We start from the raw sequence: 14,024 nt of genomic DNA on the forward strand, positions 1-14,024 counted from the left end.
CACAGGGGATTGGCGCATCATCATCTCAATTCATCGGAATGGAGTCGGACCGGCGCGGCAGCATGTAGATGGTGTCGGTCATGGTGATCTTTCCCAGCATGGCGGACGCCACGACCGGCTGATATTCGTAGGTGATCTCGGCCATCAGCACGCTGGACCCTTCCTCGGAAACGCTGTCCGGCAGATCGATTTTCTCGTTCCGCCTGTACCCCTCGCTCACGGTCGATCCGTCAAAGCGGCGGCTCCAGTCCACGCGCGGCTTGTCGGACGGATTGGTCGACAAATGCGTGATCGTGTAGACGCCGGCCTTTGCGTTGTAGGGGGCCATGACCTGGCTGGCGGCGTGCAATATGCTGTCGGTGGTGACTTGCGTGACCGAACGATATTGGGATGTCAGATCGGCAAGGGTGCGTGTCGTCACGGTCACCTTGCGCGACGCGGAAATGGCGTCGGCAAGCTGGAAGCAGCCAAGATAGAGCAGGATCATGAACGGGGCGAGCAGGGCGAACTCCGTCACCGCGATCGCCCGGCAGTCGCTGGCGTACCGGCGCCACCATGAGAAGAGGCGGCGCATTTCAGTAGGACTCATTCTTGAATACTGATGTCGCGACAAGCAGGCGCCGGCCATTTTTCATGTTGGCGAGCGTGAAGCCCAGCGGTCCGCCGATCGCGGGCATCTGATACATCAGGCGCATGATGACGATGTCACCAGGCCCGCCGGTCAGATATTTCCAGCTGTTGGTGACATTGTTCGAACCGTCATATGTCAATGCCAGCGTGCTGCTGTCGACATCCGCCATGCTGTTTGCCGTGCGTATGTCGATCATCACGTCGGCGCAGTCGACATATTTGGGCAATGTCTTGCACAATTGGGTCTTGAACGCGGACTGGCTGATCCCGTCCGCCTGAACCTGCCCCACGCGAATGGTCCGGCCATTTTTTTCGACCGCGGTTTCGAGAACCTGCTGCGTGAACATGGTGAGCGTGGTCTGCATGACCGCCAGCAGCAGGGCGATAAAGGGCGCGGCAACGATTGCAAATTCAATGATTGCGGTACCGCGCTGATCCTGCAGCAGCCGGAATCGCTTGGATTCCATGAAAGAAGATGACGGCATATGCATCCCGGAAAGGCTGGTGGTCCCTAATGATTGCGCTAACATTGACGCATATTGGTTATGATGTTGTGAATTCGTTCAATCATTATAGGATGCGCGCTTGCCCCCGGCGGACCCGTCCGCCAGCTTTGCGTGCAACGATGTCCGGTTTCCCTCGTTGTGCGAGCGGGGGCGCTTGTGCCGTCGGGGGGTAGGGCCAAATGCATTTCATTATCGCGCTGATGGGCGTGTATCGCGCGGAAATCGGCCTGCTCATCCTGGCGCTGATGTTCGTGTCCTTCGTGCGCGAACGCTATTCGCCCACGGTGATCGCGGTCGTGGGGGCCTGCGCATTCGCACTGTTGGGCCTGCTCAACGAAAAATCGCTCTTTTCGGTTTTTTCCAACAGCGCACCGCTGACCGTCGGGGCGATGTTCGTGCTGTCCGGGTCGCTGATTCGCACCGGCGTGATCAATCGCGTGGCCGACCTCATCATGGCGCGCGCGAAAATACATCCCCGGCTGGCCCTTGCCGAAGTGGCGCTTGGCGCGGCTGTGCTGTCGGCCTTCCTCAACAATACGCCCGTGGTCGTGTTGCTGATCCCGATCATGTTCAAACTGGCGCAGGCGACCGGCTATCCGGTCAAGAAGCTGCTGATCCCGATGAACACGATCGCGGTGCTGGGCGGTTGCCTGACGCTGATCGGCACATCGACCAACCTGATCGTCGCGGGCATCGCCGCTGATCAGGGCATGGCGTCATTTGGCATTTTCGAGATCACGCCCTACGCGCTGGCAGGCGCGGCGGCGGGGATCGTCGCCCTTTTGTGCCTGTCCTTCCTGTTGCCCAGCGATCCGCCCTCCATCAGCGGGGAAACAGGCGGGACGGTGCAGGACTATCTGACCGAACTGGTGGTGCCGCACGATAGCGAGTTGATCGGGCGTGAGATTGGCTCGCTGGGCCTGTTCGGCCCCTCCGTCGTGCTGCTCGGCCTCAAGCGCGGAAGCGAGATCAGGCGGCGCGAGATTCTGGACGAGGAGTTGCGGTCGGGCGATCGGCTGATCGTGCGGGCGGACGGCACCGCCATCATGACGCTGCGTGAATCGGGCGGATTTGATCTGGGCGTTGCCGCCGATTCCGCTACGTCAGCGCGCGAAGGCAAGGTGATAGAGGCGATGGTCGCGCCCAGCCATCCCTCCATCGGTGAACGGCTGCTGGACATTCCCTTCCTCCACGCCCTGCGCGTCCGCATCATCGGCATTCACCGTTCGCGCCATCTGCCCGGTCCAGCGCTGGCGGAAGCGCGGGTGCGCGGCGCGGACCGGCTGCTGATCGCGGGCAGCGACGACGCGATCCGATCGCTCAAGGACAATCCCCATCTGATCGGCGTCGACATCAGCCGCACCCGCGCCTTTCGCCGTAACAAGGCGTGGATCGCCATCGTCGCCATGTCGGCGGTCGTGCTGCTGTCGGCGCTCAACATAATCGGCATCGGCATGGCCGCCTTCATTGCGGTCGGCATCATCCTCGTCACCCGCTGCATCGACCCCGAAGAAGCCTGGGCGGCGATTGACGGCGACGTCCTCATCCTGATCTTCGCGATGCTGGCCGTCGGCCTGGCGCTCGAACAGGCGGGCAGCGTGGCGCTGATGGTCGGCTGGATCACGCCGCTGTTGAAAATCGTGCCGGTCTGGTCCCTGGTGTTCGTCATCTATTTCTTCGCGCTCGTATTGTCCGAACTGCTCAGCAACAATGCGGTGGCGGCGCTGCTGACGCCGATCACCATCGCGCTGGCGCAGCAATTGGGGGTCGATCCGCGCCCGCTGATCATCGCCCTGATGATCGGCGCATCGGCCTGTTTCGCAACGCCGATCGGTTATCAGACCAACGCGCTGGTCTATGCCGCGGGCGACTATCGCTTTGCCGATTTCGTGCGGATCGGCGTGCCGATCAACATCGTCGTCGGGCTGGCGGTGTGCGGCGCGCTGGTGGTGCTGGGATAGGCGGCCAATGCCATGCGGGCGGCCCTGTTCACGCCCCGGCCCGCCCGGCATCAGAACGCCCTGTCCAACGAGGAGCCGCCATGCCCAGCCTGCCCTTCACCCAGGTCGACGCCTTTGCCGACGCGCCCTTCAGCGGCAATCCGGCCGCCGTCATGCCGCTCGACCAGTGGCTCGACGATGTGACGCTTCAGGCGATCGCTGCGGAAAACAACCTGTCCGAAACCGCGTTCACGATTCCGGCCCCCGACGATCCGGATGCGGATTATGCGCTGCGCTGGTTCACCCCGACGGTGGAGGTCAAGCTGTGCGGCCATGCGACGCTGGCCAGCGGCCATGTGCTGATCGGCGATCGGGACGCCATCCGTTTCCGCACCCGCCATGCCGGCGTGCTGACGGTCGCGCGGGCCGGGGCGGGCTATGCGCTGTCGCTTCCCGCATGGGATACGGAGGTCAGGCCATTGCCTGATCTGGCGGCGGGCATGGGCGGCGATGTGCTGGAAACGCGCTGGCGGGACGGCGGCTATGCGCTCTTCGTCTATCGCGATGCCGCCGCGATCCGCGCGCTGACGCCCGATTTCGCGGCGCTGCGCCCGGCGGGCGACCTGCTGCTGATGGCGACTGCGCCGGGCGATGACAGCGACATTATCAGCCGGGTGTTCGTGCCCGGCGGCGGCGTGGATGAAGATCCCGTCACCGGATCGGCCCATGGCCTGCTCACCCCCTATTGGGCGGCGCGGCTGGGCAAGACCGACATCAGCGCCTTTCAGGCATCGGCGCGGGGCGGGCGCCTGGGCTGCACGCTGGCGGGCGACCGGGTCGTCCTGACCGGCGGGTGCCGCACCGTGATAGAGGGGCGCTTCCTGCTCTAGCCCGGAAACAGCCCGATCAGCCGCGCCAGCGCCGTCTTGACCGCCACCCGCTGTTCCTTGTGCGGCGACATGCCGATCCGCACGATGGTCAACCGCTGTGACGGGGAAACGAGGATATATTGCCCATTATGGCCGACGCAGCCGAACAGGCTGGCGGGGGCCTGCCCCGGCATCAGCGCGCTTTCGCTGCTTTCCCGGTTCAGCCACAGATGCGCGCCATAGGCCGGGTTGCGGGCCGATGGCGTGGTCATGATGTCGATCCATTTTTCCGGCAAGATCTGGTGGCCGGTCGGGCTGCGGCCATGGCGACGCAGCAATTCGCCAAAGCGGCCATAATCGCGCGCGGTCATATGCACGATGCTGCCGCCGATCATCGTGCCCGCCGCGTCATATTCCGGGGTCAGGCTGGGCAGGCGTCCCGGCGCTTTCAGCCTGCCGTCGATGAACATCTGCATCGCCCGCCGCCGCGCATCGGGATCGTCGCTATTGGTCAGCATCCGCGTCATCAGGTCGGTCAGGATCATGGTGCTGCCGGTCGAGTAGGAAAAGGTCGATCCGGGCGCATGGGCCAGCGGCTTGGCCTCGGCAAAGCCGCTCATATCCTGCGCGCCATCGGTAAACAGCATCCGCACCGTGTCGCCAGCGGGCAGCGGGTCGCCATCCTCCACATGGTCCAGCCCCGACGTCATCGTCAGCAACTGGCGCAGCGTAATCCGCCCGCGCGGGTCGCCCGGCTGGCGCCACGCATCGACCGGCACCGGCGAGTCCAGCGCCAGCCGCCCGTCCGACACCATCAGCCCGACCAGTACCGCCGTGACGCTCTTGGCGATCGACCAGGACAATAATTTCGTGTCCGGGCCAAAGCCGGGCGCATAACGTTCCGCGATGACCTGCCCGTCGCGCATCACCAGCAAGGCGCGCGTGTCGCCCATATCGGCTTCATCGAACAGCGGGTCGATCGCGGCGCGCAGCGCGGTTTCGCTCACGACGGCGTCAGATGATACGCGATAGAGCGGTTGCGGATCGGCTGCGCGCACGCTCAACATCCCGCCCGCGCCGACCAGCGCAGCCACGGCGACACCCAGACCAAGCCGCTTTACGCTGTTCCATTCCCTCTTCATAAGCCGCGGCCTTAGCCATCCCCAACCGAGTCGGGAATATGCCGGGTCGTCGGACGATCATTTATCTTGCCCTTGCGCTCTGCCTGGCGCTGCTCGTTACGCTGGGCTGGCACTGGAATGCCTTGCGCGATCAGGCCCGGCTGGGCGCCGCCTACGGCGCGCGGCTGACCTGTTCCTGCCGCTATGTCGAAGGGCGCGCCATGGACAGCTGCACCGATGACAAGGAACCGGGCATGGCGCTGGTCCGGCTGACCGACCGCCCGGACGACAAGGCCGTGGACGCCAGCGTCCCCCTCATGGCCACCCGCACCGCCCGCTTCCGCCCCGGCTGGGGCTGCCTGCTCGACCCGGTGGACTGAAGCGGACGTTTTTTGACAGTCCGGCAGTGATCAGAAGCGACTTTAAGCCCCTCCCCTTCAGGGGAGGGGTTGGGGTGGGGCGGTGCCTCTCAGGTCAGGTCTTGCGGCGAAGCCCCACCCCCGACCCCTCCCCTGAAGGGGAGGGCGGGAATGACTGGAAGCGACCAAGAAATTGCCTCTGGAATACACTGCGCCAAGACTTGGAATCGGCCATTTCCTTCATCGTCACCCCAGCGAAGGCTGGGGTCTCAGGCGTCAGAAGATAACGTCTGACATATCGCGCCAATCTGGATTGGCTTCTTCCACAAGGCGGATTTTCCATTCGCGTTTCCAGGCTTTGAGCGCCTTTTCGCGGGCGATGGCGATCCTAATATCATCATGTGGCTCGACCAGAACAAGGCGGGTCAACCCATATTTCTTGCAAAAGGCGGAGCCGGTGCCGTTTCGATGGTGTTGGGCGCGCGTAGCGATGTCGGCTGTGACGCCAATATAGAGGACGCCCCTTGGCTTATTGGTCATCACATAGGTGTAGCCGCCTCGCGCCATATCCAACTGTAGCGCATCTGCGCCTGAGACCCCAGCCTTCGCTGGGGTGACGGTGAAATTCATTCCGCTCCCCACCCATCCTCGCCCAACACCCCCCTCATAACGCAACACCCACTGGCCCCCCTGCGCCTCAGCCGCTACAGGCCATGCGATGCGGCGCGACATTCCCACCCTTCTCCACGATATATTCGGCTTTTCCGCCTTTCGCGGGGTACAGGAACAGGTGGTCGGGCGGGTCATGGCGGGGTTGCCGACGCTGGCGATCATGCCGACCGGGGCGGGCAAGTCGCTCTGTTACCAGTTGCCGTCGGCCGCGCTTGATGGCTGCTGCGTCGTCGTATCGCCACTGATCGCGCTGATGCACGACCAGTTGCGCGCGGCCAATGCGGTCGGCCTGCGCGCCGCCAGCCTGACCAGCGTGGACGCCGACTGGCGGGAGACGCAGGATCGCCTGCGCAATGGCGATCTCGACCTGCTCTATGTCGCCCCCGAACGCGCCAGTCAGGAGGGGTTTCGTTCGCTGCTCCGCTCTGCCAGGGTTGCGCTGTTCGCGATCGACGAAGCCCATTGCGTGTCCGAATGGGGCCATGATTTCCGCCCCGACTATCGCCTGTTGCGCCCGCTGCTCGACGAATTTCCCGACGTCCCGCGCCTGGCGCTCACTGCCACGGCGGACGCGCATACCCGCGATGATATTCTCGTCCAGCTCGGCATCCCGCGCGATGGCCTCATCATCTCCGGCTTCGACCGGCCCAATATCCGCTACGCCGTCCATCCGCGCGACGGTGTTTCGAGCCAACTCGCAGATCTGGTCGCCACCCATCCCGGCCCCGGCATCGTCTATGCCCAGACCCGCGCCGCGACCGAGAAAATGGCCGAGACGCTGGGCCGTGGTGGCCGCCCCGTGCGCGCCTATCATGCCGGGCTCGACCCCGCCGTCCGCGCCCGCAACCAGGCCGCCTTCATCGCCAGCGAAGATATGGTGATGGTTGCCACCGTCGCCTTCGGCATGGGCATCGACAAGCCCGACGTCCGCTTTGTGGCGCACGCAGGACTGCCCAAATCGATCGAGGGCTATTATCAGGAATCGGGCCGTGCAGGGCGCGATGGCGAACCGGCGGTCGCGCATCTTTTCTGGGGTGCGGAAGATTTCGCCCGCGCCCGTCAGCGCATTATGGAACTCGACCCATCCCGCCAGCAGGGCGAGCGCACCCGCATCGCCGCGCTCGGCGCGCTGGTGGAGACCGCCACCTGCCGTCGCGCCATCCTGTTGCGCCATTTCGGCGAAAACCCGCCGGCGACCTGCGGCAATTGCGACAATTGCCTGTCCCCTCCGGCCAGCGTCGACGCTACCGAAACCGCGCGCAAATATCTCTCCGCCGTCTATCGCACCGGGCAAAGCTTCGGCTCCGGCCACATAGAGGCGGTGCTGACCGGCGGCGTCACCGACAAATTGCGCGAACGCGGCCATGACAGGATTTCGGTCTATGGCATCGTGTCGGGCGATGAGACCGCGTTATTGCGCCCGGTGTCGCGCGCGCTGCTGGTGCGCGATGCGCTGGAAACGACCGAACATGGCGGCTTGATGCTCGGCCCCAACGCCCGGCCCATCCTGCGCGGGGAGGAGGAGGTGCGCATCCTCGTGCCCCCCAGGCGCGAACGGCGCAAGCGCAACGCCCGCAACGGCGCGGATGCCAATCCGGTCGGCGATCCGCTGTTCGACGCGCTGCGCACCTGCCGCCGCGAACTGGCGCAGGAGGCGGGCGTGCCGCCCTATGTCATCTTCCACGATTCGACCCTGCGCGAAATGGCCGAACAGCGCCCCACCAGCCTGCGCGATCTGGGCATGATCAGCGGCGTGGGTCAAAAGAAGCTCGATGCCTGGGGCGACGCGTTCCTGGCCGCGATCCGGCCTTTTCTGTAACGCGACATCCTTGAAACCGGCGCTGTCCCGGCGCATGGGTTGGGGAAAGGAGACCCACAGATGTTCCGCAAGCTGACCGACCATATCCTCGTTTCCCCCCAGATCACGATCGATCAGGTGGCAGAGGCGAAAGCGCAGGGCGTGACGATGATCGTCAACAACCGCCCCGACAATGAGGAGCCGGGTCAGGTCAACGGCGCGGAGATCGAAGCGGCGGCCAAGGCGGCGGGCATCGCCTATGTCGCCGTGCCGGTCGCCCATGGCGGCTTTGCCCCCTGGCAACTCGATGGCATGGCCGCAGCGCTGGAGCAGGCCGGCACCGGCAAGACGCTGGCCTATTGCCGCTCAGGCACGCGCAGCACCTTGCTCTGGGCGCTCACCCGCGCGCGGGCAGGCGACAATGGCGACGTGCTGGCGGCGCAGGCGGCGGCGGCAGGCTATGACATCGCCCCGGTGCGCCAGATCATGGATGCGCTGAAGGCGGAGTGATCACTGCTCCTCGCACCGCCCGGTAAATTCGGTCGCTGCGCGCACACGGACGATGCGCGTGCGGCGATCATAGTCGATGCGCGGCTTGTTCAGCCCGTTCATGCGATAGCTGCCCGTAATCCGGTCCGGCGTCACCAGCAGGTCGGCGATCGGCCACCAGCCATCATTCCCGCCCGAATGGATCGGCGACACCAGCTTGCCGGACGGATGCACCCGGCCGACACCATCGGCAATCTCGATCTCCAGATCGGACGAAAAGGCTTCCCGCCCCATGGTCGTGCCAAATTCCGGCTCGAATTTGCGCGACTTGCGATTGTAGCGATAGCCGGACGAGCTTTGCGCCGCAGGTCCGCTGCCCGTGCCGATACAGACCAGCGAAATCCTCTCAAAGGGCTGTGTCGGCCGGGACGTCGCGCCGCCGCCGCCGGCATTGCAATTGGCCGCCGGAACCGTGCCGATCGCGTTGTAGCGGCCCTCGGCCGTCGCCACCGAAATGCACTGCCGCTGCCGCTCGCTCCACCAGAAGGACCATTTCGTGTCCCGCACCACATTGGTGGTGACGAAGCGATAGCCCCGCGCCTCCAGCTGGGTTTCGCCCCCGGCGGCCCTGGCACCGACCAGGTCGGCGACATCGGGCGGCGTCTGGGCGATGGCGGGGGTCGCGGATGCCGCCAGCAGGACGGCTATCACAGGCAGGAAACGCATGGACCAATCCTCCTGAAGGGGCGCAGATGCAAACATTAGCGCGTGAACAGAAATCCGACGATAAGGAACAGGGTAAATGCTTCAAACAGGGTGATGGCGACCGCACCGATCGCGGAGATATAGCCGGTGCCCAGCTTCATGGCGAACCAGCGTGTCTCGATGATGACATAATAGAGGATGCTCGCGACGACCAGCCCGATGCCGCCTATATGGGTGGCGGGCCATGCCGTGCGGACCAGGGCGACGCCGGTGCCCAGCCCCAGCGCGAATACGCCGGTGGGATAGCATTGCGCGTAAAAGGGCGCCCTTAGCGTATTGCGGTCAATCGGCAGGCCACGCCGGCGCACCATCCTTGTGGCGGTGAACAGGGAAAAGGACGCAAAGACGACCAGCCGCAGCACCAGCGCGCTGGCATCGTCATTGACCAGCGCGCCCAGCCCGTGCTGGTCGGCAACGATCGCATCAACCTGCCCCAGCGTCAGCGAAACCACATGGGCCATCAGCAGCGCAATCGCCAGGAATAGCGGCGGGCTGAGCGCTGCACCATATTGCTGGTCGTCGGGCAGAGCCAGCTGATCGTCGGCATAGTCCATCATCGCAAAGGGATGGATGATCGAACGCCATAGCGTCAGCGGAAAGAAGAGCAGCCAGCTCATGACTTCGTAGAGAAGCTCGTCGAGCGAGTTGATCCATTTCATGAAATCCATGGCGCATCATCGGACAAAGCCGGTGCGCAGGGCAATCCCCCTACAGCATGGAAATATTAGCCTTCCACCGTCACATGCTCCATCCGCGGTAGCGACTTCACCCGCGCCCGGACTCGCGCAACGTCCGCGCCCGGCGCCAGGCTGATGATCGACGCATGGGCGTGCGGGCCGATGCGCCAGACATGCAGGTCACAGATGGTCGCGCCCTCGGCCTCCACCAGCGTCCGCACTCTCGCCATCAGCGCCGGTTCCGCCGTATCCAGCAGGATCGCGGCGGTATCCTTCATCAGCCCCCAGGCCCAGCGCGCTATCACCACTGCGCCCAGCAGGCCGACCGCGGGGTCCATCCACCGCCAGCCCAGATAGCGCCCGGCCAGCAGCGCCGCGATCGCCAGTACCGACGTCAGCGCATCGGTCAGCACATGCACATAGGCGGCGCGCAGATTATTGTCGGCATGGCTGTGTTTGGCGCCATGGGCATGATCATGCCCATGATCGCCATGGCCATGATCATGGCTATGGTCATGCCCCAGCAGAAACGCGCTGATGATGTTGATGACCAGCCCGACGACGGCCACCAGCGTCGCCTCGCCAAAGGCGACCTCGACCGGCTGGAAGAACCGCATCCCCGATTCGATCGCGATGAACAGCGCCATGACGCCCAGCAGCAGGGCAGAGGCAAAGCCGGACAGATCGCCCACCTTGCCCGTCCCGAACGTGTAGCGCGGGTTGCGCGCGTGTCGCCGGGCATAAGCATAGGCCGCCGCCGCCACGGCCAGAGCGCCCGCATGCGTCGCCATATGAAAGCCGTCGGCCAGCAGCGCCATCGATCCGGTGGTCCATCCCGCGACAATCTCCACCACCATGGTCGCGGCGGTCAGCCATACGACCCACAGGGTGCGCTTCGCATTCTCGTCATGCCCGGCGGACAGATAGATATGGTCGAAATAATGGCTGTCCTCGCCCTCCATGGACGCCGCGTCGAGCGTTGGGGCAGGGGCGGGATCATGACTGTGATCGTCATGCCGGTGATCATGGCCGTCGTGCATCGTCATTTCCCGTAGCGGCGGATCAGCGCCAGCATTTCCTCGCTGGCGGCGCTGCGCTCGGCATCGGTCAGGCCCGGTCGGGCGACATGCTCGCGCATATGCTGCTCGATCAGTTCCTCCATCAGGCTGCCGACCGCGCCACGCACCGAAGCCACCAGTTGCAGCGTTTCGGAACAGTCGGCGTCCCCCGTCAACTGGCGGTCCACGGCAGCAATCTGTCCCGCGATACGGCGCACCCGCGCCAGCAACTTGTCCCGATCGGCGATGATATGCATAGGGTACCCCCTATACTATTTTGCGGGTGTTTACCAGAGCCTCCTGCACAAACCCCCGTTCGTTTCGAGCGAAGTCGAGAAACGCCGCGCAGGTTTCTCGACTGCGCTCGAAACCAACGGATCAAGCTATGGTCATGCTGTGCTGAACAGGTCCGCCGTCTCCCGCCGCTTCCCCAAAAACCATACCGCCGCGCCATTTGGGTCATGGCCTTGCCGCACAGCCTCCCCTAACAGGATCGCATGACCAACCGGGTGGAATGCGATCTGGCGATCCTTGGCGGCGGCCTGGCGGGCAGCCTGATCGCGCTTGCCTTCGCCGCCCGGCGGCCCGATGTGCGGCTGGCGCTGGTGGAGCGCGACGCCGGGATTGGCGGCAACCATATCTGGTCCTTTTTCGATGGCGATGTGATGCCCGGCGACCGCTGGCTGGTCGATCCCTTGATCAGCCATCGCTGGCCGCAGGGGCATGATGTCCGCTTTCCCGGCCACCATCGGCAACTCGACACCCCCTATAACAGCATCGCCTCGCCCCGGCTCGACGCGCATATCCGCGCCGTGCTGGGTGACGCCGTGCTGACCGGGGCAGATGTGGTGTCGGTGACGCCCGATGCGGTCATGCTGGCCGACGGGTTGGAAATTACCGCAGGGGCGGTGATCGATGCGCGCGGGGCGGGCGACCTGTCGGCGCTGCGCTGCGGCTGGCAGAAGTTTGTGGGCCATACGCTGCGGCTCGATGCGCCGCACGGGATCGACCGGCCCGTCATCATGGATGCGAGTGTGGAGCAGATTGACGGGTATCGCTTCGTCTATCTGCTGCCCTGGGACGCCCGCACCATCTTCATCGAAGACACCTATTACAGCAACAGCCCGGCGCTGGATGTCGCCAGCATCGGCACGCGGATCGCGGCCTATGCGCAGGCAAAGGGCTGGCACGGCACGGTCGTCCATCGCGAACAGGGTGTGTTGCCGGTTGTCCATGGCGGCGATTTCTACAGCTATTGGCCAGCGCATGATCCGGTCGCCCGCGCCGGTGTGCGGGCGGGGCTGTTTCAGCCCATGACCGGCTATTCGCTGCCTGATGCCGTCCGTTTCGCGACCTGGCTCGTGGATCAGCCGCTCGATCGTCTGGCCATGGTCACCCGCGCCCGCGCCGCCGCCCATTGGCGCGCTGGCGGCTATTATCGCCTGCTCGGCAAGATGCTGTTCGGCGCGGCCCGGCCCGACCAGCGCTGGCGCATCTTCGCCCGCTTCTACCGCCTGTCCGCGCCGCTGATCCAGCGTTTCTACGCCGGGCGCTCCACCCTGACCGACCGCATCCGCATCTTGTGCGGACGCCCCCCCGTGCCCATAAGGGATGCCATGCGAACATTGTTGAATCCGCCCGCCTGATGGCCAGAAAAGCGATCGTCATCGGCGCAGGCTTTGGCGGCCTGGCGCTCGCCATCCGCCTGCAATCCGCCGGCATGGACACCATTTTGGTGGAGGCGCGCGACCGTCCCGGTGGCCGCGCCTATATGTGGGAAAAGGACGGCTTCACCTTCGACGCCGGGCCGACCGTCATCACCGATCCCGATTGCCTGTCGGAACTGTGGCGCCTGTCGGGGCATGACATGGCGCAGGACGTGACGCTGATGCCGGTCAGCCCCTTCTACCGCCTCAACTGGCGCGACGGCACGAATTTCGATTACAGCAATGACGAAGCGTCGCTGCGCACTGAGATCGCCAAGCTCGATCCCGCCGACGTCGCGGGTTATGAACGCTTCCTCGATTATGCCGCCGGGGTGTATGAGGAGGGGTATCGCAAGCTCGGCTCGGTCGCCTTTCTCGACTTCGCCTCGATGATCAAGGCCGCACCCGCGCTCGCCAAATATCAGGCCTGGCGGTCGGTCTATTCGATCGTTTCTTCCTATGTGAAGAATGAAAAGCTGCGCGAGGCGCTGTCCTTCCATACGCTGCTGGTCGGCGGCAATCCGATGAACACCAGCGCCATCTATGCGCTGATCCACAAGCTGGAAAAGGATGGCGGCGTCTGGTTCGCAAAGGGCGGGACCAATCGTCTGGTGCAGGCCATGGCGACCCATTTCGAGCGGCTGGGCGGCACGTTGCGGCTGGGTGACAAGGTGACCCGGATCGAAACCCAGGGCGACAGGATCACCGCTGTGCATACAGCATCGGGCTGGCGCGGGGAGGCGGACGCTGTCGCCAGCAACGCCGACCTGATGCACAGCTATCGCGATCTGCTGGCCCACCATCCGCGCGGTGCAAAGCAGGGGGAAAAGCTGGCGCAAAAGCGCTGGTCGCCCAGCCTGTTCGTGCTGCATTTCGGGATCAAGGGCAGCTGGCCCGGTATCCCGCATCATATGATCCTGTTCGGGCCGCGCTATAAGGGATTGCTGACGGACATCTACGATCATGGCGTGCTGCCGGAAGATTTCTCGCTCTATCTGCACCATCCGACCGTGACCGATCCGTCGATGGCGCCCGACGGTCATTCGACCTTCTATGCGCTCGCCCCGGTGCCGCACATGGGCAAGCTGCCGATCGACTGGGATCAGTTCGCCCCCGCCTATGCCGACCGGATATTGGACGAAATCCAGCATCGCCTGATCCCCGACATCCGGTCGCGCATCGTCACCCAGTTCCATTATGCGCCGTCCGATTTCGGCCGCGATCTGAACGCCCATCTGGGCAGCGCCTTCAGCCTGGAACCCTTGCTGACCCAGAGCGCCTGGTTCCGCGCGCATAATCGCGACGATGTGATTCCCAACCTGTATCTGGTAGGGGCAGGCACGCATCCGGGCGCTGGCATCCCCGGCGTCGTCGGCAGCGCGAAGGCGACAGCGGCACTGATGATAGAGGATCTGGCTGCTTTAGGCTAAGCAT

The 14,024-nt window shown here is 64.6% G+C and carries 15 protein-coding genes; 7 read left to right on the forward strand and 8 right to left on the reverse strand.

What is annotated here, in order from left to right; genetic code table 11:
• Window positions 1–25: 25 nt before the first annotated feature.
• Entirely contained in the window at window positions 26–589 is a 564-nt protein-coding gene (locus CJD35_RS07210; RefSeq protein WP_244917239.1) for a TadE/TadG family type IV pilus assembly protein, read from the reverse strand.
• On the reverse strand, window positions 576–1,097 hold the full coding sequence (locus CJD35_RS07215; protein ID WP_017183539.1) for a TadE/TadG family type IV pilus assembly protein: 522 nt from the start codon (window positions 1,095–1,097) through the stop codon (window positions 576–578). The genes CJD35_RS07210 and CJD35_RS07215 overlap by 14 nt, the downstream gene beginning before the upstream one ends.
• 218 nt (window positions 1,098–1,315) lie before the next feature.
• Between CJD35_RS07215 and CJD35_RS07220 the strand changes: the two genes are divergently transcribed.
• The gene (locus CJD35_RS07220; RefSeq protein ID WP_017183538.1) at window positions 1,316–3,097 is read left to right on the forward strand and encodes an SLC13 family permease; all 1,782 of its coding nucleotides are present in this window, start codon (window positions 1,316–1,318) and stop codon (window positions 3,095–3,097) included.
• Between the two features lie 80 nt (window positions 3,098–3,177).
• Window positions 3,178–3,966 carry a PhzF family phenazine biosynthesis protein gene (locus tag CJD35_RS07225; RefSeq protein WP_017183537.1) on the forward strand — a complete coding sequence of 263 codons (789 nt, stop codon included), beginning with the start codon at window positions 3,178–3,180 and terminating at the stop codon, window positions 3,964–3,966.
• Here the strand turns inward: CJD35_RS07225 and CJD35_RS07230 are convergent.
• Window positions 3,963–5,087, reverse strand: a complete 1,125-nt coding sequence (locus tag CJD35_RS07230; RefSeq protein ID WP_017183536.1) for a serine hydrolase domain-containing protein — start codon at window positions 5,085–5,087, stop codon at window positions 3,963–3,965. The genes CJD35_RS07225 and CJD35_RS07230 overlap by 4 nt on opposite strands.
• A 38-nt stretch (window positions 5,088–5,125) precedes the next feature.
• Between CJD35_RS07230 and CJD35_RS07235 the strand changes: the two genes are divergently transcribed.
• Window positions 5,126–5,446, forward strand: coding sequence for a hypothetical protein (locus tag CJD35_RS07235; RefSeq protein ID WP_017183535.1), 321 nt, complete (start codon window positions 5,126–5,128; stop codon window positions 5,444–5,446).
• A gap of 255 nt (window positions 5,447–5,701) precedes the next feature.
• Here the strand turns inward: CJD35_RS07235 and CJD35_RS07245 are convergent, their stop codons facing one another.
• Window positions 5,702–6,055 carry a GIY-YIG nuclease family protein gene (locus tag CJD35_RS07245; RefSeq protein WP_017183770.1) on the reverse strand — a complete coding sequence of 118 codons (354 nt, stop codon included), beginning with the start codon at window positions 6,053–6,055 and terminating at the stop codon, window positions 5,702–5,704.
• 88 nt (window positions 6,056–6,143) lie between these two features.
• Between CJD35_RS07245 and recQ the strand changes: the two genes are divergently transcribed.
• Complete coding sequence (recQ, locus tag CJD35_RS07250; RefSeq protein ID WP_017183771.1) at window positions 6,144–7,916, forward strand: DNA helicase RecQ; 1,773 nt, start codon at window positions 6,144–6,146, stop codon at window positions 7,914–7,916.
• A 60-nt stretch (window positions 7,917–7,976) separates the two neighbouring features.
• Window positions 7,977–8,405 (forward strand): protein tyrosine phosphatase family protein, encoded by a 429-nt coding sequence (locus tag CJD35_RS07255; protein WP_017183772.1) that lies wholly within the window; start codon window positions 7,977–7,979, stop codon window positions 8,403–8,405.
• Here CJD35_RS07255 and CJD35_RS07260 read toward each other — a convergent pair whose 3' ends face one another.
• From CJD35_RS07260 to CJD35_RS07275, 4 genes are read right to left on the reverse strand one after another with little or no spacing between them, the layout of a single operon-like run.
• Window positions 8,406–9,110, reverse strand: a complete 705-nt coding sequence (locus CJD35_RS07260; RefSeq protein WP_241763670.1) for a hypothetical protein — start codon at window positions 9,108–9,110, stop codon at window positions 8,406–8,408.
• A gap of 35 nt (window positions 9,111–9,145) precedes the next feature.
• On the reverse strand, window positions 9,146–9,817 hold the full coding sequence (locus CJD35_RS07265) for a hypothetical protein (protein ID WP_017183774.1): 672 nt from the start codon (window positions 9,815–9,817) through the stop codon (window positions 9,146–9,148).
• A 56-nt stretch (window positions 9,818–9,873) separates the two neighbouring features.
• Window positions 9,874–10,872 carry a CDF family Co(II)/Ni(II) efflux transporter DmeF gene (dmeF, locus tag CJD35_RS07270; protein ID WP_017183775.1) on the reverse strand — a complete coding sequence of 333 codons (999 nt, stop codon included), beginning with the start codon at window positions 10,870–10,872 and terminating at the stop codon, window positions 9,874–9,876.
• Entirely contained in the window at window positions 10,869–11,141 is a 273-nt protein-coding gene (locus CJD35_RS07275) for a metal/formaldehyde-sensitive transcriptional repressor (RefSeq protein ID WP_017183776.1), read from the reverse strand. Before CJD35_RS07275 ends, dmeF begins: the two co-directional genes overlap by 4 nt.
• A 240-nt stretch (window positions 11,142–11,381) precedes the next feature.
• Here CJD35_RS07275 and crtY point away from each other — a divergent pair, with 240 nt between their 5' ends.
• The gene (gene crtY, locus CJD35_RS07280) at window positions 11,382–12,530 is read left to right on the forward strand and encodes a lycopene beta-cyclase CrtY (RefSeq protein ID WP_086485916.1); all 1,149 of its coding nucleotides are present in this window, start codon (window positions 11,382–11,384) and stop codon (window positions 12,528–12,530) included.
• Window positions 12,530–14,020, forward strand: a complete 1,491-nt coding sequence (locus tag CJD35_RS07285; RefSeq protein ID WP_017183778.1) for a phytoene desaturase — start codon at window positions 12,530–12,532, stop codon at window positions 14,018–14,020. Before crtY ends, CJD35_RS07285 begins: the two co-directional genes overlap by 1 nt.
• The last annotated feature ends 4 nt before the right edge of the window (window positions 14,021–14,024 follow it).

Origin of the sequence: Sphingobium xenophagum, from assembly GCF_002288285.1 — a bacterium.
GTDB lineage: Bacteria > Pseudomonadota > Alphaproteobacteria > Sphingomonadales > Sphingomonadaceae > Sphingobium > Sphingobium xenophagum.